The 20,061-nt window shown below is 51.6% G+C and carries 23 protein-coding genes; 10 read left to right on the top strand and 13 right to left on the bottom strand.

Annotated features, from left to right (window positions below; all coding sequences use genetic code 11):
* Positions 1 to 175: 175 nt before the first annotated feature.
* From CVV30_00590 to CVV30_00580, 3 genes are all read right to left on the bottom strand, one after another.
* Positions 176 to 511: a hypothetical protein gene (locus CVV30_00590; GenBank protein ID PKL69906.1), complete on the bottom strand. Its 336-nt coding sequence runs from the start codon at positions 509 to 511 to the stop codon at positions 176 to 178.
* 180 nt (positions 512 to 691) lie between these two features.
* Complete coding sequence (locus CVV30_00585; protein PKL69905.1) at positions 692 to 1,009, bottom strand: hypothetical protein; 318 nt, start codon at positions 1,007 to 1,009, stop codon at positions 692 to 694.
* A 113-nt stretch (positions 1,010 to 1,122) separates the two neighbouring features.
* Positions 1,123 to 2,370, bottom strand: a complete 1,248-nt coding sequence (locus CVV30_00580; protein PKL69904.1) for a glutamate dehydrogenase — start codon at positions 2,368 to 2,370, stop codon at positions 1,123 to 1,125.
* Between the two features lie 172 nt (positions 2,371 to 2,542).
* Here CVV30_00580 and CVV30_00575 point away from each other — a divergent pair, with 172 nt between their 5' ends.
* Complete coding sequence (locus CVV30_00575) at positions 2,543 to 3,982, top strand: dihydrolipoyl dehydrogenase (protein ID PKL69903.1); 1,440 nt, start codon at positions 2,543 to 2,545, stop codon at positions 3,980 to 3,982.
* Between the two features lie 62 nt (positions 3,983 to 4,044).
* Here the strand turns inward: CVV30_00575 and CVV30_00570 are convergent, their stop codons facing one another.
* The 4 genes from CVV30_00570 to CVV30_00555 all read right to left on the bottom strand — a co-directional run bounded on the left by CVV30_00570 (position 4,045) and on the right by CVV30_00555 (position 7,067).
* Positions 4,045 to 4,824 (bottom strand): hypothetical protein, encoded by a 780-nt coding sequence (locus CVV30_00570; GenBank protein PKL69902.1) that lies wholly within the window; start codon positions 4,822 to 4,824, stop codon positions 4,045 to 4,047.
* Positions 4,825 to 4,827: 3 nt separating this feature from the next.
* A complete protein-coding gene (locus tag CVV30_00565; GenBank protein ID PKL69901.1) occupies positions 4,828 to 5,421 on the bottom strand; it encodes a hypothetical protein in 594 nt (197 codons plus the stop codon).
* A gap of 98 nt (positions 5,422 to 5,519) precedes the next feature.
* Entirely contained in the window at positions 5,520 to 6,323 is an 804-nt protein-coding gene (locus tag CVV30_00560; protein PKL69900.1) for a hypothetical protein, read from the bottom strand.
* Between the two features lie 228 nt (positions 6,324 to 6,551).
* On the bottom strand, positions 6,552 to 7,067 hold the full coding sequence (locus CVV30_00555; GenBank protein ID PKL69899.1) for a hypothetical protein: 516 nt from the start codon (positions 7,065 to 7,067) through the stop codon (positions 6,552 to 6,554).
* 96 nt (positions 7,068 to 7,163) lie between these two features.
* On the opposite strand from CVV30_00555, the gene CVV30_00550 reads away from it, so the two are divergent.
* Together CVV30_00550 and CVV30_00545 are read left to right on the top strand one after the other, a co-directional pair.
* Complete coding sequence (locus CVV30_00550; protein ID PKL69898.1) at positions 7,164 to 7,385, top strand: hypothetical protein; 222 nt, start codon at positions 7,164 to 7,166, stop codon at positions 7,383 to 7,385.
* Positions 7,342 to 8,175: a flavodoxin gene (locus CVV30_00545; protein ID PKL69897.1), complete on the top strand. Its 834-nt coding sequence runs from the start codon at positions 7,342 to 7,344 to the stop codon at positions 8,173 to 8,175. Before CVV30_00550 ends, CVV30_00545 begins: the two co-directional genes overlap by 44 nt.
* 432 nt (positions 8,176 to 8,607) lie before the next feature.
* Here CVV30_00545 and CVV30_00540 read toward each other — a convergent pair whose 3' ends face one another.
* Positions 8,608 to 8,865 carry a hypothetical protein gene (locus tag CVV30_00540; protein PKL70915.1) on the bottom strand — a complete coding sequence of 86 codons (258 nt, stop codon included), beginning with the start codon at positions 8,863 to 8,865 and terminating at the stop codon, positions 8,608 to 8,610.
* A gap of 286 nt (positions 8,866 to 9,151) precedes the next feature.
* Here CVV30_00540 and CVV30_00535 point away from each other — a divergent pair, with 286 nt between their 5' ends.
* Positions 9,152 to 9,901 (top strand): ArsR family transcriptional regulator, encoded by a 750-nt coding sequence (locus CVV30_00535; GenBank protein PKL69896.1) that lies wholly within the window; start codon positions 9,152 to 9,154, stop codon positions 9,899 to 9,901.
* Between the two features lie 108 nt (positions 9,902 to 10,009).
* Here CVV30_00535 and CVV30_00530 read toward each other — a convergent pair whose 3' ends face one another.
* The 4 genes from CVV30_00530 to CVV30_00515 are packed head-to-tail and all read right to left on the bottom strand — an operon-like array spanning position 10,010 to position 12,573.
* Positions 10,010 to 10,246, bottom strand: coding sequence for a hypothetical protein (locus CVV30_00530; protein PKL69895.1), 237 nt, complete (start codon positions 10,244 to 10,246; stop codon positions 10,010 to 10,012).
* A gap of 3 nt (positions 10,247 to 10,249) precedes the next feature.
* Positions 10,250 to 10,528: an aldolase gene (locus CVV30_00525; GenBank protein PKL69894.1), complete on the bottom strand. Its 279-nt coding sequence runs from the start codon at positions 10,526 to 10,528 to the stop codon at positions 10,250 to 10,252.
* A gap of 4 nt (positions 10,529 to 10,532) precedes the next feature.
* Positions 10,533 to 10,898, bottom strand: coding sequence for a cupin domain-containing protein (locus CVV30_00520; GenBank protein ID PKL69893.1), 366 nt, complete (start codon positions 10,896 to 10,898; stop codon positions 10,533 to 10,535).
* Positions 10,899 to 10,956: 58 nt separating this feature from the next.
* Positions 10,957 to 12,573 carry a hydroxylamine reductase gene (locus CVV30_00515; GenBank protein ID PKL69892.1) on the bottom strand — a complete coding sequence of 539 codons (1,617 nt, stop codon included), beginning with the start codon at positions 12,571 to 12,573 and terminating at the stop codon, positions 10,957 to 10,959.
* An 85-nt stretch (positions 12,574 to 12,658) separates the two neighbouring features.
* On the opposite strand from CVV30_00515, the gene CVV30_00510 reads away from it, so the two are divergent.
* The 5 genes from CVV30_00510 (at position 12,659) to CVV30_00490 (ending at position 17,334) form a co-directional block, all read left to right on the top strand.
* Positions 12,659 to 13,018 (top strand): transcriptional regulator, encoded by a 360-nt coding sequence (locus CVV30_00510; protein ID PKL69891.1) that lies wholly within the window; start codon positions 12,659 to 12,661, stop codon positions 13,016 to 13,018.
* A gap of 32 nt (positions 13,019 to 13,050) precedes the next feature.
* Entirely contained in the window at positions 13,051 to 13,389 is a 339-nt protein-coding gene (locus CVV30_00505) for a cupin domain-containing protein (protein ID PKL69890.1), read from the top strand.
* Between the two features lie 227 nt (positions 13,390 to 13,616).
* Positions 13,617 to 14,327 carry a hypothetical protein gene (locus tag CVV30_00500; GenBank protein ID PKL69889.1) on the top strand — a complete coding sequence of 237 codons (711 nt, stop codon included), beginning with the start codon at positions 13,617 to 13,619 and terminating at the stop codon, positions 14,325 to 14,327.
* 200 nt (positions 14,328 to 14,527) lie between these two features.
* Positions 14,528 to 16,336, top strand: coding sequence for a potassium transporter Kup (locus CVV30_00495; GenBank protein PKL69888.1), 1,809 nt, complete (start codon positions 14,528 to 14,530; stop codon positions 16,334 to 16,336).
* A gap of 785 nt (positions 16,337 to 17,121) precedes the next feature.
* Positions 17,122 to 17,334, top strand: coding sequence for a type II toxin-antitoxin system RelE/ParE family toxin (locus CVV30_00490; GenBank protein PKL69887.1), 213 nt, complete (start codon positions 17,122 to 17,124; stop codon positions 17,332 to 17,334).
* A 499-nt stretch (positions 17,335 to 17,833) separates the two neighbouring features.
* On the opposite strand, the gene CVV30_00485 is transcribed toward CVV30_00490, so the two are convergent.
* Positions 17,834 to 18,322, bottom strand: coding sequence for a DUF2124 domain-containing protein (locus CVV30_00485; GenBank protein PKL69886.1), 489 nt, complete (start codon positions 18,320 to 18,322; stop codon positions 17,834 to 17,836).
* 381 nt (positions 18,323 to 18,703) lie between these two features.
* On the opposite strand from CVV30_00485, the gene CVV30_00480 reads away from it, so the two are divergent.
* Complete coding sequence (locus CVV30_00480) at positions 18,704 to 20,032, top strand: type I glutamate--ammonia ligase (protein PKL69885.1); 1,329 nt, start codon at positions 18,704 to 18,706, stop codon at positions 20,030 to 20,032.
* The last annotated feature ends 29 nt before the right edge of the window (positions 20,033 to 20,061 follow it).

The following is a 20,061-nucleotide window of genomic DNA, read 5'->3' as shown; positions in this document are numbered from 1 at the left end:
CTTCTTGACCCTGTTGAATCAAATCAATGACTTCTTTCATAGCGAGGCTGTCTGCTGCTTTTAAAAAAAGAGAATCTTGACAACCTTGTCGCAAGTTCACTCCAGCTGGCAGTCCGGCTGAAACATTCCCAAAAATAAACCGGGTTGGGGGTGCGGCCGATGGCAATAGCTTTTTTTACCCCTGGAGATTGAATTCTGCTGCCTCTTTTGAGAGGAAATAACCCAGGATCGTCCGTATCACGACAACGACAGCAAGGTTGATCAGCTCTTCCTGCGTCGGGGTGGTGATCGTTGTCAGGATGTCGGCAGCGATCAGGAATTCCAGACCGAACACGATCTTGTCGGTCAGTTCCCTGCGAATCTGGTTGTACGTAGAGGATCCCTTTCGGATTTCCAGCAGCAGGACTTTGACGATTGCCTTCAGTCCGCCATAGATGATGAGGACTGCCCCGGCAATTCCCAGGATAAGGGCAAAAAAATAGATGATGTTAAAAAGACCTGGTAGTTCCATACACACTGAAAAGTGCAGCCGACCTGATGAATTTTTGGTTGCGGTTCAATCCGTCTGTTAAAAATCTGACAGGACCACCAAAGTCATGACAAAGAAACTAGTCGGGAATTGCAGCAGGGTCATTATCAGAGATTCGGCATTCTGAAAACGGGTTTTTTCCCTAAAAAAAAGAAGAAATGATCAGAGCACCTTTGTTCCCCAGAGCGCACCCTCGTAGCGCTGGGCTTTCTCGGATCCCTTGGTACAGAAAAATTTGTGTTTGAGCCCCATGTCCATCGCGACCGGGCAGGTCGGGCAGATACAGCTTTTCTCTTCAGAGATGCACATGAAGCTCTTACCGGTATTGCAGAACAGCAACTCTTTTGCATTCTTTGCGCAGGAATTGTAGGTCGGGCAGCTCGGGCAGGTGCACATACCCATTTTCATCTGCATGGCTTTCATCTTCTCATCCATAGGCATCTTTGCCATCATCTGGGCCATCTGTTCGAACTTGTCCATTGTGGTTTTCACCGGGCAGAAATATTGTATACAACCTTATATAGCTACGTTCCGGAACAATCTGGTTTTTCCCTCCCGTACACCGGGCAGGGCAACAACAAAGAGAGGTAATCCTACACCCACCCCCTGACCTTCATTGCTTCCACAACGTGATCCACGGCGAGACTGTACGCGGCCCTTCTCAAAGAAATTTTGTTATTGACCGCTGAGTCATGGACTTCCCGGTACGTTTCGGTCATCGTTTTTTTAAGACGGGTATCTACTACCTTCCGGTCCCAATGATCCAGGTTCAGGTTCTGGACCATCTCAAAATACGAGACAATAACACCGCCTGCATTGCAGAGAAAATCAGGAATAACCGGTACGCCCCGTGCATGGAGATGATCGCCTGCTTCAGCAGTGATGGGGCCGTTCCCGAACTCGGCGATTATCTTCGCTTTGATGCCATCCATATTGTCGTGGGTAATGGCATTTTCCAAGGCTGCCGGAATGAGGATATCCACATCCAGCCCGAGGAGCTGGTTGTTGGTGATATCCTCGCCCAGGCCGGAGTTCCTGACCGACCCTGTTTTCTTTTTATGGTCTTTCAGTTTCAGAATATCAAGGCCATCCCGGTTCAGTACCCCGCCACTGCTGTCGCTTACGGCGATTATCCTGCAACCGCATAAGGGATTCGCAAGTACAGCCGCATTTTCGCCAACATTCCCAAATCCCTGGATTGCAACGGTGGCGTTCCTGAGGTCTGTTCCGAGATCTTTTGCAGCCTCTTCGATGATGTACCAGCCCCCCCGTGCGGTCGAGTCATCGCGCCCTTCCGATCCGCCGATACTCATCGGTTTTCCGGTAACAACCCCGAACGTTGTTTTACCCACAGAATGGGAATATTCGTCCATCATCCACGCCATGGTCTGTGAATTTGTACCAACATCCGGCGCGGCAATATCACGATCCGGACCGATAAAGCGGGCGATCTCCCGGATGTAAGCCCTGCTCAGGCGTTCCAGTTCCCCTGCTGATAACTCCTTGGGGTTACAGATCACCCCTCCTTTTGCCCCGCCCAGCGGGAGGCGGTACAGGGCACATTTCCACGTCATCAGCGCTGCAAGAGCCCGGACTTCGTCAATGGTCACATCGGGATGAAACCGGATCCCCCCTTTCGTCGGGCCCCGGGCATCGTTATACTGGACCCGGTATCCCTGGAATGCCTTCACGGTCCCGTCATCCATACGGACAGGAATTGACACGTGATATTCCCGGATGGGCGTTTTTAAGAGCGCTTCCATATTTGACGAGAGTTTCAGGTCGAGAGCACAGGCACACACATGCTTTTTTACCGTTTCAAAAAGATCGACATCAGCCATATTTGTCCAGTCCCTTTCATGGCTGTATGGTACGAAAACGGGTAAAAGGGTATCGATTGAGAATATTCAGGTTCCTTTTCTGCCATGAGAAGGGAATCGTTTGGAGGCGGCAGGATTTTCCGGCACAATGCATATAAGCCCCGGTCTCCGATGAAAGGTGAAGAGGTTCCCCATGAAGGAATATGATTATATCGCGGTGGGATCGGGTTCGGCGCTGCCCGTTGTAACCGCAATCCGCCAGAGCCACCCGAACGCAAGAATTGCGGTTATTGACAAGGATGATCCCGGCGGTATCTGTCTCAACCGCGGGTGCATCCCGTCAAAACTCCTCCTGTACCCTGCTGAACTGGTAAGAACCGTACAGCGGGCCGGGGAATTCGGGATCCAGAGCTCGATTACCAGCATCGATTTCCCTGCAGTCATGCAGCGAATGCGGACCATTATCAAAAATGATAGTGACGCAATACAGGCAGAACTGTCGAACATGCCGCATCTCGATTATTACCACGCAGTTGCGGAATTTGTTGCACCCTACACCCTCAAGGTCGCCGACCAGACCCTTAAATCAAAAAGAATCTTTCTCTGCACTGGGTCAAAACCAACGCTTCCTCCCGTTAAAAACCTCGACAAAGTACCTTACCTTACGAGCGATACGATCCTTAATCTCGATCATTTGCCGGAAAGCGTTGCGATCATTGGTGGCGGATATATCGCCGCAGAATACGGTCATTTCCTCTCATCCATGGGTTCCCGGGTCACGATCCTCGGCCGCAACCCCCGGTTTATTCCGGAAGAAGAACCGGAGATTTCAGCACTTGCCCTGCGGGATCTCGGAAAACATCTCACCATTCTCACCAACCATGATGTCCAGCAGGCAGAGACGGGACCGGACAAAAAAATCAGGATACATGCGCTGAACCGGACTACGAAGAAAGAAGTGACCGTGACCGCAGATGCCGTGCTTGTCGCTTCGGGAAGGGGGCCGAATACGGATATCCTGCATCCGGAACTTTCCGGGATCAAGACCGATAAAAACGGGTGGATCATCACCAACGAGTACCTCGAAACCAGCCAGCCCGGTATCTGGGCATTCGGGGATGCGAACGGAAAATTCATGTTCAAACACGTTGCAAATTTTGAAGCGAAAATCGTGTACGCGAACGCGGTCCTGAAACAAAAAATGCCGGTCGATTACCGGGTGATACCGCATGCTGTCTTTTCCGATCCCGAAATTGCCAGTGTCGGTCTTTTGGAAGAGGAAGCGAAACAAAAATTCGGTGCAGAAAACCTCCTAATCGGTTTTGCCCGGTACGAAGACACCGCAAAGGGCGTTGCGATGGGTGTAAAAGATTATTTTGTCAAGGTCATTGTCGAGGAAAAGACGATGAACCTCCTTGGTGTGCATATCATCGGTCCTTATGCATCCGTTCTCATCCAGGAATTCGTGACCGTTCTTTCATCAGCAGAGCCAACAGTTACAACAATTACCGGTACAATGCATATCCACCCGGCCCTCACCGAAGTTGTCCAGCAGGCATGCGGCAACCTTATGACGCCGGAAGAATATCACCGTCTGATCGCAGAGCAACACGGGGAGAATCAAAGAAATTAACCGGACCTGATTGCCGGTGGTTCCTGTTCACTTTTTTAAGAGAGGGGAATTCCTTCACACCCTCATAGTGGCATTGATCTGATTATGATAGCTGAATGATCGTTTTCCGGGATTTTTTCCGAATACGATAAGATTCTCGATGATTTTTGCCGGTAAGAATTCTCATAGGAATGCTCCGGGAAAAAAAGCAGCACAAGGTACCAGAGTGCGATCACCAGCATGAGCAAACCGGAGATGACCCGGATTATCCGGCGGTTCCGGCTTAAGAATCCCATGACCTGCCGGTTCCGGACCTGCGAAAGGCCGGCGATGAGGAGGAGGGGGATGGTCATCCCGAGGGCAAAACAGAAGAACGATCCAAGGCCTTCGCCGAATCCTGGCGCGGATGCAGCCAGCGCGAGAAGAATGGCGATCGATGCCGCATTGCAGGGCAGGATGATAATCCCGAATACCATGCCGAGAAGAAATGCAGCCGTCAGGGGGTTTTCGGGCCGGGGGACCGGGACCGTTTTTATATAACGCCCGTAATCGATATCGAGGATCAGGAAGAGGGAGAGGATGAGGAGAAGGACGAATAAGGCTGCGGTGATGACAATGCGTGCTTCTCCGCCGACAATATGCAGGATTCCGGCGAACAGGAGACCCCCGATGAGCAGGGAAATGATGACGCCGGCTGCAACTGTTGTTCCGAGGATAAGCGGAGAAGACCCTCCCTGCTGATCTCCGTTTCTGCCGGCAAGGAACGAGATGTAGCCCGGGTACAGGACAAGGACACAGGGCGAACCCACCGGGGCATAAATCCCCGCGAGGAACGAGAGCCAGAGGAGGGTGGCGGTATCCATGGCTCAGCACTCTTTTGCCAGTGTCGCATTGAGCATCTCTGCGGTCTTGACACCGGTTGAAAGGAGGAGGTCACGACCGTCCGGGCACACAAGGATCACAGGAACCGTGGCCGGGTCTACGGCAAACGGGCCAAAGGTATGGAAGAGATTCAGGGAGAGATCGTTTGGCGACCGTGCGGAATATCCGGTGAAATTGAACTGGTCGTGGTAGGATGCGATGAAGCCGGCATCTCCCTCCGGATCAAGGTCAAGAGAAATAACAATGATCCTGCCCTCCCTCACGCCCGGGAGCCGGTCGATCTCGGCCAGCTGCCGGTTCAGCTGGATTATGCAGGGCGGGCAGGAGACTGATTGCACCGTCACAAGCACGGGTTTTCCGGCAAACTGGTTTACGCTGAAATTTTCTTTTCCCTGCAAGTCGGTGAGGGAATAATCCTTCCAGGATATGCGGTCGGGAGAACCGGGTACTGATGAGGAAGGGGCTGAACCCGACGGGGAAGGTGCATAATCCGTACAGCCCGCAGAAAGTATGGAAATGACAAGGAATAATGCTGCGATGGTAAAGATTCCCGGACCGTGCCAGCGCGAGCAGCTCATACCTACACTATACCAGTACCCGATTTAATACCTTACCGGCTCAATGACGGACAAACTCCAATGTTACGAAAAAACAGCGGAGATTGTGGAAAATCCCCTTACACCCCAAAAAACGACTGCAGGTATATCAAAACGCCCACGAATACCAGCAGGATTCCGACATAGATCCGTATTCCCCTCTCCGACAATTTCTTTGTCACGGACGGGCCGATCTGCCCGCCGATTATTACCGCGGGTGCGACCCAGAGCATGATGGAAAAAATCAGGTCCTTTTGCTCGGCAAGGGTTGAAATAAAACCAGGAGTCAGGCGGAAAAGCACGGCAAACAGGTTAACTACGAAGATGATCACAACGGTCGAACCCACGGCCTCGGCAGGAGTTCTGATTTTGCAGTGTTTGAGGACACAGGGCATGATAATTTTTCCTGTGCCCGTAGCTATCAGGCCTTTTAAGAAACCTGCCAATGCAGCACGGGCCCAATAGATTGTTTCTCCGGTCTCCGGGATTTCAAGCGCATTTTCCCGGGGAAACAACCCGAAGCGTCCGATCAGGAAAGCCCCGTAGATCATAACGAAGCTTCCGAACAGCACCAGAAGCAATTCCGCCGGTGCAAAAGGAACGAGCAGGGATCCGGCAATCGCAAACGGTACGGCAATTTTCAGGTATTGCCTGACGACAGGCCAGTTGACTGTTTTATTTTTCAGGTTCCTGGCAATCCCGGAACCGAACCCGAAGAGCATGGTTAAGAGGGCGAGCCAGAACGATGTTTTTGGATCAATGCCCAGCCAGATAACATAGACCGGTATCCAGAAATTTGAGCCCGAAATTCCGGCCGAGATCGCCAGCAGGGCAATGATAATTCCGAGAGGGAAGAGATAGAAATAGGTGAGGAGATCGGACATAAGGATTCACGTTATCCTTCGGGAGCTGATTATCGGATTACCGGTACTATCAGTTTCACCTGCGGGTGTTGATTAAGGATTTGTTTAATGTGATTGAAGAATGAGCCTGTCCACTCTCGGATTAATCGTCAGACTACTGTCATGTCGCTTCACCTTTGGAGATTTTGAAATCACTGTTAGAAAAAGATCCTGGGAGGTTGACGATGGAAATGGGAAAAAATTATGCATCTATCCGGTCGTAACAGGATACCCGGCCGCAACCCATCCTTCATAGTTGCCGGAGAGGCGGTATACGCGGGGAAATCCAGCCTGCACCAGTTTTTGTGCGCCGGCAATGCTCGTTGTATCACTGTGGCAATACACGAGATATGGTTTTGTTTTGTCCAGTGATGGGATCTTTGCATCCAGTTGGTCAACGGGGATATTGATCGCGCCTTCAAGGTGCCCGAGTGCATATATCGGAGAAACATCGATGATGACAAGATCTTTTTCTGCTGCGATCAAATCCCGGGCCTCGGCCGGGGGGACATCACGATAACCGGAAGCCGGTACCGGGGTTCCTGGTGCCGGGGACACATTCTGCGTGCAGCCGGCACAGACGATCAAAACAGCAAGCAGAGCGAATACCAGACAATATTTCAGTTCCATGACAATCACAACGGGATATTTGGTTATGATATCTTCTGGTGATGATGGAATATGAAGTTCCCGGTACTGGCATAACCGTTTCGGAGCTCCATTCACTTCGTTTGCAGTATTACCAGCCGATCACCGGAAGCCCGGTCCCATTTAAGTATCTTGAAGGTCAATGCCCAGTAAAAAGATCAGGAGATAGGGATAATGATGGACAAGAAACAAGGAACAGGACTCTGCATCTGTAAAATGTGCCCGAGTTTTTTAGAGTGTAATGAAGAGATTGCATTTTGTCTTGCGGCCAGCGGAAAGAGTGCCTGTATAAAAGAGGAAAACGGATGTCTCTGTCCGGGATGTCCGGTTCTTGATGAGGAGGGCTTCCAGCATGCCTACTATTGCACCCGGGGAAGTGAAACCGACCAGCACTGATGCCGGCAAATCCTGGCAATGCAATGTCTGCGGATTTATCTGGAAGGGAGATGATCCCCCGAAAGAATGCCCGCAATGTTCCAGTACGGAACGGGAGTTCTCAGATTTGGCTGAGAAGAAGAAGCTCCGGTATGATGGTGAAAAGTTCGATGTCCTGCTGATCAATGGCAGCAACCACCGGTCGAATAACACGGGATACATGGTTGAGCTGGTAGAGGAGGTGCTCAAAGAACGGGGTGTGAGTTACCGGCGGTATAACCTGAACGAATTTCACATCAATCACTGCTGGTGCTGCTACAGCATGCGGGACAATGCCTGCAAACTCCCATGCCGCGATCAGGTTGATGACATGGCCGCATTCCATGAGATGGTTATCAGTTCAAAAGCAATCATCGTTGCTTCACCGATCAACTGGAACAATATGTCTGCCCGGCTCAAGGATTTCCTCGACCGGCTGAACTGCATCCAGAATCTCTACCTGCTGAAAAAGCCGGGACTGACGGAAGGCAAGATTGTCGGGATCACCGTCTCGGGCCATGAGGATGGTGCGACGAAAGCGGCGATGGACATTTACCTGTACTTCCAGCAGATGGGGTACCTCCTTGCTCCATTCGGGATTTCCTACCGGACGCACGGTGCGCAGTTCAATACGAATACGGATACGGATTATCTCAGGAATGATCCGCTGGTAAAGATCAAGGTCAAAGGGATGGCAAACAACGTCGTGGAGATGCTGAATCTGGATCTTGAATCGAAGCTGAAGGGAAAACTGGTGCCCGTTGCGGAGTGAGTGAGAGCTTTGGACGGGGTGGGGACCCGCCGATGGTGGAGCAGCGGGGGTTGGGATAATACGGATTTACTCTTCTCCTATTTTATCCTCCATAAGAGAGGCCGGGAATCATGGGATCCAGACCCTGAACCCAAATAACCGCTCTATGGGCTTCTTTTCTCCCTCTTGTGCCCGGGCCGATACCGGAAAAACCCGATAATTCCCTCTTTTCAGTTCCTGTGGAAAATACGCCTTTAAATCGCTCTGTTAGCCAAAATACGGCAGAAATGCACCACTCCCAAAGCCCGTCAAAGGCCCTAGAATCGAGGAAATTTTCACTACCTATTTTAGCCCATCCGGACCCGGAAAACCCAACCGGGATGCCAATATGAAGGCCGGTTTTTCCGGGGAGGGGATTAAAAACTGGGGAAACGTGCAAAAAAAGAGGGAAATTTACAGTCCTGCCCGGTCAACAATGACATCGGCAACAGCCTTAGCACTCTTGAACGGGAAGTCTGTAGCCTTGAGCAGTTTTCCGGCTTCCCCGGCAGTCACCTTCAGGTCCCCGACCTGGCAGGTTGTGTCGGCACCGTTCGGGAACGCTGCGATAAGATCCTTCGGAGTCTTGACCGGGAATTTCGCTCCCTTCAGGGCACCGGTTATCTGTCCGTGGATCTGGTCCCTTACGGAAAGAGTCTCACAGCCCAGCATCTCGGAAATTGCCCCGGCTGCACCAGCGATCGGGCAGTCAGCGTTGTGGGTTCCGCACCCGAAACACGCACCCTTGATCGACTTCAAGGATTCTTCTGCCTGTGCTTTCGTTACTTCTTTGTCCGTGTACTTCCATGTCGGCATTTCTTTCACCATACACTCTATGGCAATGTTAAAAATATATACTTGAGCGTCATTAAAATATACAAAGCCCCGCGATACAGAAAAATGACCCGCCGGGTAATGAACATGTATTGCGAATGATCGTATCAGGAATAGGAGAATTATGGGAGCAGCATCAGGAACACTCACAGAAATGCGTGAACTCAAGACGGAGGTTACCGGGCTCCGGACCGAACTAAAACGGTTCATCGAGCGGGCGAACCAGCAGCACGTTGAAGGTGTGCTGGGAGATCTAAAAAAAAATTATTCTGAACTCTTCACGAACCACCAGGTCGAGAATGCAAAAGCGGATCTCTCCGCCCACATGGTTAAGGATTGCAGGATGCGGGACAAATGTTACGAAGTATTCATGGATTTTTTGCAGAATACTTCGCGGCACATCAAGGAGGGGCAGGTCTCGGATGAGATCATCCAGTCGTACCGCGAGCAGATGAAGACGATGCGGAGCAAGGGACCATACGACCGGTGTGACACCTGTTTTTCCGAGGTCCACCGGCTCTTCGAGAAACAGATCGACCTGATGCAGTCGCTGGGGATCTATGCAAAGACCCGTGAGGCAGGAGAGACCAATCTGGAAATTCCCGATGAAGCCGTTGTCAAGGATCTGCTTGAGCCGGTCGCGAACATCCAGCGTTTCCAGATCCTCAAGTCACTCGCTATCCAGACCCGGACCTTCTCCGATATCTCGCAGCTGACCGGGCTGCGGGGAGGCAACCTCCTCTTCCACATCCGGAAACTTGCGGACTCCGGCATGATCCTCCAGCGCCACGAGCGGGGGGATTACGTCATCACCGATAAGGGCTACAAGACCATGACGGCAATTTCTCAGCTCTATCAACTTCTCAATCCGTGAACCCGCTCCATTTTTCAATTTGCTTATAGAACATGAAAACGCTCGCGGTGCAACGCGGGCGGCCATTAAAAACAGCGTATTGTCAGGGAACGCACAACATACGTCCCATCATCCCTCTTTCATCGCCATGAGTTTCCGGTACGTCTCCTCACCGACACACTCCTTTGCATACTTGCACCACTGGACACACGACAGAATATCGTTATAGATAACGAAACCACAGTTGTCACACGCCACTTTCACATCATTAGAGAAGATCTCGACCTCATTGCCACACTGGGGGCATTTTTTTATGGAGATGGTGGGGGTCCTGAGGTTCGCAGCACCCGGACAATGGTCAAGCACCGGTTACACCCCTGGATTTTTGTATTCCTTCAGCAACGCCTCGCCGTATTCCTTTGCCTTTTTTGTAGGAACATAGTTGAGCGCCTTGGTTCGTTTTAGCAGTTCCTCCATGATGACGGTGTCATCAGAAAGGTTCAGTTTCCGTACCTCCGCGAGGATCCAGTCGAGCTTATCAATACCGGTCGCTTTGCCGTCAACAAGAATCTGCCTGATGGTTATCTTGTCGGGAGGGATACCTCCGCAGATGGTACAATAATATCCGTCCTGATCATTCCCGCCCATGCATTTACCCCCGGATCATGGTCAGCGTCATCTTGAATTTCGTAATGGCACTGAGTGCATGGGGAGCGTTTGCCGGAAAGATAATCGTCTGGCCCTCTTTCATCGGGAGAGTTTTGCCCGAGACCCATACTTCACACTCCCCATCAAGGATGGTAACCACGGCGTCATACGGAGCGGTATGCTCTGACAGCCCTTCGTTCTCGTCAAAAGAAAAGACGGTGATACTCCCGGCTTTATTGTTGACGATCATCCGGCTCGCGACCGTCCCGTCCTGATAGGAGACAAGATCATTGAGATCGAGGACATTTGCTAGCAGTTCTTCCCTTTTTTTGTCGTGCTTATCCGGATTTTCTAATTTAAATTCCACCATACGATTACTCCCTGTACATACCTTGTGCCGGGTGATTATGACTATGGATTTTTTTAGTTTACTTCGGTACCATCCGTGCAATGTCGGCCTCGACCGTGGTATTGGGTTTGAGGTCGAACTGCTTTATCAGCACATCTAGTACTGCTGGTGAGACAAAGCCCGGCAGTTTCGGCCCGAGCGTGATGTCTTTTACCCCAAGCGAGAGCAGGGAGAGGAGGACGAGTACCGCTTTCTGCTCATACCACGCGATGTTGTAGGAGATCGGCAGTTCGTTGATGCCGACACCAAAAGCCTTTGCAAGTGCCTGGGCGATGACAACGAGCGAGTAGCAGTCATTGCACTGGCCGGCATCGAGCACCCGGGGGATGCCACCAATAGTGCCGAGCCCGAGGCTGTTGTACCGGTACTTGGCACAGCCTGCGGTGAGGATGACGGTGTCCTTGGGGAGCGCCTTTGCAAACTCCGTGTAGTACTCCCGCTCTTTCTGCCGGCCATCGCAGCCTGCCATGACGATGAACCGTTTGATGTCGCCGCTTTTCACCGCTGCAACCACCGTGTCCGCAAGGGCGAGTACCGCATCGTGTGCGCAGCCGGTAATGAGGTCGCTGCCGCTGCCCGGGAGGGCACTGGGCGGAGGGCAGGTCTTTGCGAGGGCAATGATCTTCGAGAAGTCCTTCTTCCCGTCAGGGCCCGCTTCGATCTGCGGGACGCCCGGGTAGCCGGTCAGGCCGGTCGTGAACAGGCGGCCCTTGTACGAATCCTTCGGCGGGACAAGGCAGTTGGTGGTAAACAGCACCGGCCCACAGAACTGCTCGAACTCTTCCTTCTGGTGCCACCACGAGCTCCCGTAGTTGCCGACAAGGTGAGGATATTTTTTGAATGCCGGGTAGGCATGGGCCGGCAGCATCTCGCCGTGAGTATACACGTCCACACCGGCGTCCCTGGACTGCTCCAGCAGCATCTCAAGATCCTTCAAGTCATGGCCCGTGATGAGGATGGCCGGCCGTGTTCCGACCATGGTCTTCACGCTGGTAATCTGCGGTTTGCCATAGGCCGACGTGTTTGCCTCATCCAGCAGGGCAAGGACCTTTACCCCATACTCCCCGCACTCCATCACGAGTGCTATCATATCAGGTACCGGCAGGTTCTGAATTGTTGAGGCCAGACCTTTCTGGAGGAATGTGGTTATTGCCGCATCGGTCTTCCCGAGTACAGCCGCATGGGTATAGTACGCCGAGATACCCTTGAGCCCGAAGAGGAGGGTAGACCGGAGCGAGCGGACATCTTCGTTTTCCGTCGCGAGAATGCCGACAAATTTTGCCTTTTTTAGGATGTCACTCTCACCGTTCGGCTTCCAGGTGCAGGCATCCGGCTCCGTGCTGCCGCTCGCGGGCAGCGTGCCCCGGATCGCGACAGCCCTGTTGATCAGGGCCGTGAACCGGGCCTTGTCGAAATTGACATTCGTCAGCGTTGCAAAGAGCGCCTCTGCAATAAAAAGCCCTGCATCAGGATTGCCGTTCCCGTTCTTCATTGCCGCAAGGTTCCGGATCGCGATTCCCTTGCAGAGGTACACGAGCACATCCTGGTAGGCAGCGATCTCGTCCTCTTTTCCGCAGACACCCTTGATCGTGCAGCCGGTGCCTTTCACGGTCTCTTCACACTGGTAACAGAACATTGTTTGACTCCTTTGATTTCTTTTTGATACAAGATATCAATATCATACCAGATTATAAATAATCAGGAGTATCCAAATACATACCATGCAGGATGCATGCACGGTCAGCCAGACCGTCCGGTACCTTTCCAAGCGGTGGACGCTCCTGATCATCCTCGAACTTTACAAGGGCGGAGGATATACACGGCGGTTCTCGGAGCTCCGGGACACCCTTGCCGGCATCACGCCGAAAGTACTCTCGGAGCGGCTGAAGGAGCTCGAAAATGAGGGTATCATTACCCGGCACGTCTACGCGACCACATTCCCGGTCAGGACCGAATACACGCTGACCGAGAGCGGGATTGAGATTGTGGACGTGATCCGGACAATAAAAAGCTGGGCACTGAAATGGAAGATCGACAACATCCCCTGCGGCGAGCAGGATTGCAGTGTCTGCGTACTGTAAACTGAATATTCAAAGATAGAGGTGATAAAAAAATGAAGATTACCGAAGTTGCAGAGGTTGTTTCGGGACAAAACCCGCATCACGTGGACGCCCGGAAGATCTATGATACGAAGAACGCCATTGCTGTCGTGATTACACTCCAGCCCGGTGAATCGCTGAAAAAACATATGACTCCGGTCGACGTTTTCTTCTACGTGCTGGAAGGGATTGGGATCGTCGAGATTGGTGATGAACAGGCACGTTGTACGAAAGATATGCTCATTGAGAGCCCGGCAAGGATCCCGCACCGCTGGATAAACGAGAGCAACGCGGTCTTCCGGGTTCTTGTCGTGAAAGTGCCGAAACCGACCGAAGAGACGAAGCTTCTTTGAACAGATAAAACCCTTTTTAAGCCGGTCGCGGAGCGGGGTTTACATGGAGATGATGTGCGGTGCGGGCGACGATACCCTGCTGCTCGGTTGGTAGGCAGACGCTTTCGTCCTGTTCGTTTCCACGAGCTTTTCGCCCGTTCCGCTCACATCACGTCACTACCATTTGAGATTTGTCCCGGTTCCACGAGCCCAAGTGTTTATATTCAATAAGAGAGGACACTCGCAATATGAGCAATGCAGATAGCGTGACAGGAGGGATTCGAACGCGGGAGAACACCCTCCGGATCCCGGTCCTGATCCTTGTCTTTCTGATGATTATCTTCATCACTGACATCAGCACACCGCTTGGCTTTTCGGCATGGATCCTGTATTTTATCCCGCTCTTCCTGACCCTTTACCTGGAGATGCGAAACGGGCAGTTTATCGTCACCGGTATCATCATTGTCCTGCTTGCGGTGAGTTTCTTCCTCTCACCTCAGGACATGTCCCCGCTCTATGCATTTCTGAACCGGCTGTTTTTCAGTTGCATGCTTATTGCGTCGGCCTCTCTCATATGGAATTATAAAATTAGCGGGGAGAACCTGATAAAAAGCGAGAAAAATTACCGCATTCTTACGGAATGGTCGCCGGATGCGGTGCTCGTGTACCGGGACGGGATTATTCAATATGGGAACCGGGCCTTTCTCCGGTTGTTTGACGGAGATCCGGTGGGTTCACCGGTTGGCAGGGACATTCTCGATCTGGTTCAGCCTGAACGTAAGGAGCTGGTAAGGGAGCGGATCCGGCAGGCAACACTTGGTGCACACGGTGAGGTTTCCGATGTCCGTCTCCTGCGGCCCGGCAGCAGAGATGTTCGGCTGGACATGGAATTCCGGGAAGTCTGCTGGGATGGCAGCTTCGGCGTCCTCATTCTCTCAAAAATCAGCGGCTCAGGATAACCGGTATCCTGTAATTGCGTCTGCTCTCGTACGGTGGCGGGTATACCAGAAAGTCGGTCGGGATAGTATTAACCCATGCGTGGTTTTATGAGCATTTAATCCGTGACCTGTTTTCCTTTGCTGATAGCAGGCTCTTGTTGGGATCCCATCCGATTTTAAAAAACAAAGCATTTAATGTGATCCGGAAATAGCAGTACAGAATGGCACACACCTCTCTGAATGGTGTCGTCAAGTCCATGGGACTTGTGTTTGGCGATATCGGTACCAGTCCTATCTATGCGCTTACTGCGATTTTTTTCCTGATCCCGCCGACGCCGGAGAATATCATGGGCATGCTCTCGCTGATCATCTGGACCATGACCACGCTCGTCACCGTCCAGTATACCTGGCTCGCCATGCACCTCGGTAAGAAGGGTGAAGGCGGGACCATCGTGCTCAAGGAGATCCTGCTCCCGATGTTAAAATCCGGCAACCAGATCGCCTTTGTCTCTCTTCTCGCCATTGCCGGCATTGCCCTTTTCATCGGCGATGGTGTGATCACGCCGGCGATCAGTATGCTCTCTGCCGTGGAGGGCATAACTCTCATCCCCGGGTTCGAGACCACTCCCGAGATGACGCTTATGATCATCGCAGGCATCATCGCGATCGGTCTTTTTGCTATCCAGGCACGGGGAAGTGAACGGGTGGCATGGGCATTCGGGCCGGTCATGGTCATATGGTTCACTGCACTTGCGGGAGCGGGTCTGTATGCGATCTGGTTCGCACCGCAGGTCCTGCTTGCAATCAACCCGATATATGGAATCCACTACTTAACCTCGCACGGACCTGAAGGATTCTTGATCCTGTCCACCGTCATCCTCGTTGCAACGGGAGGCGAAGCCCTGTACGCGGATATGGGGCATTTGGGCAGGGAGCCGATTGTCAAAGCATGGTACATTGTCTTTGTCGCCCTTTCCGTGAACTATCTCGGGCAGGGGGCATTTCTCATGACGCATCCCGGGGCGCATAACATACTCTTCGAGATGATCTTCACACAGTTTCAGATCCTGTACATTCCGTTCCTGCTCCTGAGCATCGCTGCAACGATTATTGCATCGCAGGCCATGATCTCCGGGATCTTTTCCATCGTGTACCAGGGTATCACCACCCACATCCTCCCCCGGTTGCGGATCGAATATACGTCCCCGCTCCTCCGCTCCCAGATCTATATCGATGTCGTGAACTGGGGTTTGCTCTTTGCGGTTCTGTTTGTCATCATGATCTTCAAATCTTCGGGTAACCTCACGCATGCCTATGGCCTTGCAGTGTGCGGCACGATGGTAATTACCGGCATCTTTATGGTGTGGATCCTCCTCCTTCGCGGGCAGATCACGAAATCCCTGATAGCGGTCTCTCTTCTTGGAATCACGTTTGTGTTCCTGCTTGCCAACTTCAACAAGATCCCCTCTGGCGGTTACTGGTCGCTCGTCATCGCAGCCATCCCGTTCTGTATCATCATGATCTTTGTAACCGGCCAGAAGAAACTCGCCGCTGCATTACGTCCGATTCCTCTCGATGATTTTTTAGTAACCTTCAATGAAGCCTATCATTCAGCGAACCGGATTGCCGGCACTGCGTTATTCTTTGCCCAGGATTTCCGGAACCTGCCGCAGTATATCACCCGGATCATGTTCAACAACAAGATTGTCTATGACGACAACATCATCGTCTCGATTATACGGACGGAACAGCCGTTCGGGGTAACGTGGGGGATCACCCGCGAGATCACCAAAGGCTTCTCGATCTTTGAGATCTATCTCGGGTATATGGAGATTGTCGATATCGGGAGGATATTAAAAGAGGCGGAGATCGATGAGCTGACGATCTTTTATGGTATGGAGGATATCGTCACAACCCATGTGGTGTGGCGCATCTTTGCGGCGATCAAGCGTCTTTCCCCCTCGCTCGTGCAGTTCTACAAGTTACCGTCCGAAAAGATTCATGGAGTCGTGACGCGGGTGGACATGTAACTTTTTGGCACGATAACCATCCACGTTTCGGAACTCTTTTTGATAAGCAGACAAAACCCCGGTGGAAGCGTTACATTGAAATTTTTTTGAACGCATTCACATCAGTGGAATCGGTGTTTTGGTTCTTATTGTATATATTGGGTTTACAAAGGGAGTCAGGTGCGGTGAAGCGGGCGGAGGGCAGGTGCTCCCCTGCTATTGGACAGGTAGACCGCAGATGCTTTCGTCCTGTTCGTCTCCACGGGCTTTTCGCCCGTTCCGCTCACATCACCTCCCTTTCTTTTCCCGGAGTTTCCTGTTGGCAGGATGACGCCCCAGGCTCATCGCTCCGCTCCATCGCCAGCGGCTGCACCGGTCCGCTCCTCGCATACAGCTCCCGCGAAATGTTCGTCGCTGTTGATCGGGCTCATGACTAACGCTCAGTGACACGTTCACCCCGACCTCGCGCTGATGCACTCGCCCGGTGCAAACAAAGGGCCGCTGCGGCCTGACAGTCTCCCCACCGTCTCCGTAAAATGAGACAAAATTATTCAATTGAGTAAAAGTTTTTTTTGAACTATACTAAATTTGATAATCTCGCAGGATAATGATATGATATGCCCGAGTTTATCAAGCGGAAATGCCGTAACCCGGATGCATCCCTGGACGAACAGGATTTAAAAGACATAGCCGAGGCCGAAGAGGATATTTTTGAAGGGGCGTGTCTATACAACCAAAGAGTTGCGGGCCAAACTTGGGATCCAATGAGTTAATCTTTTCTCTGGACAGACCGGACCCGTAAATATTTGGAAAAATTATCCTCGCACATTTCAAAACGAATTGTTGATAAAATTGAATCGTTATCTGAAGATCCGCACCGCACGGCTAAACGATGCGAAGGGTATCCGTATTACCATCAGCGTGTCGGAACCAAACGCGCTATCCTTAAAATCGATGATTCCGCATTGCTGATCTCCGTTGTCAAAATTGGCCCGAGAAAGAAAGTATATGATCGGTGATCTGTTCTCTCATTACCCTTCGTCGGAGATGTCTGGAATCAGGAGGTCTGAACCCTGAGGGAAAATAAGCCCAATTCAGGCTCCGATTGCCATGCCCCTATCCGGAAAACCTCGTAAAACAGTCCGTTTCGGCACCTGTGGAAACGGGGGGCATATATCGCTCTGTTTGCCAAAATACGGCAGGAATCACCCCCTCCTAAAGCCCACCAAAGGCCATTAAATCGATGCGATTTTCGCCACTTAATTTACCCCATCCGGACCCTGAAAAGGCTGCCGGAATGCGAATATGAAGGTCGTTTTTTCCGACATGCCGGTTTTTCCCGGAAAATAAGGCAGGGAAGAATAGAATTCTTCTATGAAGATTTAAAAAAAGGATGGAGATGAAACCAATACGGGGGAATATCAGAATTGTCGTGATTATAACGTGAATTGCGGTGTGAGTGAGGGGGGGGATCAGACGCTTTCGCTTCTGCGTTTTTCTGACAGGTCTTTCCGGGGATCAGGATTTCGTTGTAACCTCAACCGGATCGATCATTGCATCGATCAGGCAGTCAAACGAGATCTCAGTGAGCCACCCGGCTTTTTCAAACATATGCATGAAACAGAACCCCATGACCAATGCCCCGGGATGTTTGTCAATAACCGCTTTCACCTTCTCCACTTTTACAGGCACATCAGGCATGGAGAGTCCCCCCAGGATGACAATTGCCTTTGGTTTCAGACCTACCGATGAAACGCGGGCCTGCATCCCGATTTCGCGAACCGACTGCAACCTGTATGCTTTGCTCTCGTTCATCATCGGTACAAAGACCTGTTCAAGTTCAAGGGAGTTGATGGCAAATCCAAGCATCTCGACAAACGGCGTACACGTGCCGGGAACTCCGTAATAAACTACCTGGTCGCCCTTCTTTAATCCCTTTGTCACGAGAAAATCCTTAAACGGATCCAGGATCCCCTCGACACCATGAAATAGTTCTTTCCGGGTCATGATAGTTCAACAGTTCTGCGGTGAGATGATAAAATGTTCCCACGCAATGGAAAGAAAAGAAAGAACCCGGCTTCTTTCCTCTGGTTGATAACGCCTGAACATTCGGCAGATCGTCAGATTCAAATTATAGGAAAAGCGTCACAACCTGTTTTGACGACGAATAATACAGGTCGTAACCTTCAATTATTATTCCACACCAATCTATCATACCGGCGATGAAGTCCGCCTAAAACCGCCATATCCGGCTGATGACTTCTGCTACAACCTAAAGCACAACCGAGGAGGAAAGGTCAGAAGGTCATGGTGCCGGATGTTCAGACCGGCTTCTTTGCTTTTTTCGCACCGTTCCTGTGAAACTATCCTAATGAGGAGAAGTGTATCATGACAACCGCTGAAGTCACCCGAATGCTTGACAGAATTAAAAAAGACGATATAAAATTCATCCGACTCCAGTTCACGGACGTACTGGGCATACCCAAGAATGTGGAAATACCGGTAGCTCAGGTGGAGAAATCCCTGACAGAGGGGACATGGTTTGACGGATCATCCATCGAGGGATTTACCCGCATCGAAGAATCCGATATGCTGCTGAAGGCAGATCCTGCATCCTATGCAGTGTTACCCTGGAAAATTGTTGAAGGCAAGATTGCCCGGTTTGTCTGCGATATTTACACGTATGGGAACAAGCCCTTCGAGGGTGATCCCCGGTATGTCCTGAAGAGAGCGATGGCAGAATCTGCAAAGATGGGATACAGTTTCAATACCGGCCCGGAACTAGAATTTTTCCTGTTTAACCTTGTCGATGGGAGGCCGACAACACAATTCTCCGATCTGGGCTGTTATTTTGATCTTGCCCCCAATGACCGGGCCGAGGATGTGAGACGGGATATTGTGCTCTCGCTGACCGAGATGGGCTTTGAGATTGAGATGTCCCACCACGAAGTCGCGGCAAGTCAGCACGAGATCAATTTCAAATATACTGATGCCGTTACGACGGCCGACCGCGTGGTGACCCAGAAGTATGCATCAAAGACCATCGCGCTCAGGCACGGGCTCCATGCATCGTTCATGGCAAAACCCATTGCCGGTATCAACGGGAGCGGCATGCACACCCACGGCTCGCTTTCAAAAGATGGGAAGAATGCATTCTTCGATGCCGATGCACCCAAGGGACTCAGCGACACTGCTCTCTATTACATCGGCGGCATCTTAAAGCATGCAAAAGCTATCACCCGTGTTGCAAACCCGACGATCAATTCGTACAAGCGGCTTGTCCCCGGTTATGAAGCGCCGTGTTATATCTCATGGAGCGACGCGAACCGTTCGGCACTGGTACGCGTACCTGCCGCCCGGGGCAACGGTACCCGTGCAGAATTCCGGAGCCCGGACCCGATGTGCAACCCGTATCTCACGTTCGCCTGCATGCTCGCAGCCGGGCTTGACGGTGTGAAGAACAAGATCATGCCCCCGGAGAGTACTGATGTCAATATCTATCACCTGAGTGAGAAAGAGCGCAAGAAGATGAAGATCGAGATGCTGCCCGGAAGTCTCGCGGAGTCCCAGGCATACCTGATGAAGGATAAGGTGATTTGCGATGCACTCGGCAGCCATATGGTTGAGAACCTCGCCCGAATCGCCGAGGCAGAGATCGATGCGTTCCGTCTCGCGGTCCACCCGTGGGAACTCAACCGGTATCTTGCCACGTACTAACCTCATTTTTTATCCGATCGAATCGGATT

Source organism: Methanomicrobiales archaeon HGW-Methanomicrobiales-1, from assembly GCA_002839675.1.
Classification (GTDB): domain Archaea; phylum Halobacteriota; class Methanomicrobia; order Methanomicrobiales; family Methanospirillaceae; genus Methanoregula.
Note: the sequence above shows the minus strand (reverse complement) of the source record. Positions and strands in the feature narration are given on the sequence as shown.

Bases quoted from the DNA above. Each gene is read 5' to 3' on its own strand.
- CVV30_00590 (PKL69906.1), bottom strand. From the start codon at position 511: ATGGAACTACCAGGTCTTTTTAACATCATCTATTTTTTTGCCCTTATC.
- CVV30_00585 (PKL69905.1), bottom strand. From the start codon at position 1,009: ATGGACAAGTTCGAACAGATGGCCCAGATGATGGCAAAGATGCCTATG.
- CVV30_00580 (PKL69904.1), bottom strand. From the start codon at position 2,370: ATGGCTGATGTCGATCTTTTTGAAACGGTAAAAAAGCATGTGTGTGCC.
- CVV30_00575 (PKL69903.1), top strand. From the start codon at position 2,543: ATGAAGGAATATGATTATATCGCGGTGGGATCGGGTTCGGCGCTGCCC.
- CVV30_00570 (PKL69902.1), bottom strand. From the start codon at position 4,824: ATGGATACCGCCACCCTCCTCTGGCTCTCGTTCCTCGCGGGGATTTAT.
- CVV30_00565 (PKL69901.1), bottom strand. From the start codon at position 5,421: ATGAGCTGCTCGCGCTGGCACGGTCCGGGAATCTTTACCATCGCAGCA.
- CVV30_00560 (PKL69900.1), bottom strand. From the start codon at position 6,323: ATGTCCGATCTCCTCACCTATTTCTATCTCTTCCCTCTCGGAATTATC.
- CVV30_00550 (PKL69898.1), top strand. From the start codon at position 7,164: ATGATGGACAAGAAACAAGGAACAGGACTCTGCATCTGTAAAATGTGC.
- CVV30_00545 (PKL69897.1), top strand. From the start codon at position 7,342: ATGCCTACTATTGCACCCGGGGAAGTGAAACCGACCAGCACTGATGCC.
- CVV30_00540 (PKL70915.1), bottom strand. From the start codon at position 8,865: ATGCTGGGCTGTGAGACTCTTTCCGTAAGGGACCAGATCCACGGACAG.
- CVV30_00535 (PKL69896.1), top strand. From the start codon at position 9,152: ATGGGAGCAGCATCAGGAACACTCACAGAAATGCGTGAACTCAAGACG.
- CVV30_00525 (PKL69894.1), bottom strand. From the start codon at position 10,528: ATGGGCGGGAATGATCAGGACGGATATTATTGTACCATCTGCGGAGGT.
- CVV30_00520 (PKL69893.1), bottom strand. From the start codon at position 10,898: ATGGTGGAATTTAAATTAGAAAATCCGGATAAGCACGACAAAAAAAGG.
- CVV30_00515 (PKL69892.1), bottom strand. From the start codon at position 12,573: ATGTTCTGTTACCAGTGTGAAGAGACCGTGAAAGGCACCGGCTGCACG.
- CVV30_00510 (PKL69891.1), top strand. From the start codon at position 12,659: ATGCAGGATGCATGCACGGTCAGCCAGACCGTCCGGTACCTTTCCAAG.
- CVV30_00505 (PKL69890.1), top strand. From the start codon at position 13,051: ATGAAGATTACCGAAGTTGCAGAGGTTGTTTCGGGACAAAACCCGCAT.
- CVV30_00500 (PKL69889.1), top strand. From the start codon at position 13,617: ATGAGCAATGCAGATAGCGTGACAGGAGGGATTCGAACGCGGGAGAAC.
- CVV30_00495 (PKL69888.1), top strand. From the start codon at position 14,528: ATGGCACACACCTCTCTGAATGGTGTCGTCAAGTCCATGGGACTTGTG.
- CVV30_00485 (PKL69886.1), bottom strand. From the start codon at position 18,322: ATGACCCGGAAAGAACTATTTCATGGTGTCGAGGGGATCCTGGATCCG.
- CVV30_00480 (PKL69885.1), top strand. From the start codon at position 18,704: ATGACAACCGCTGAAGTCACCCGAATGCTTGACAGAATTAAAAAAGAC.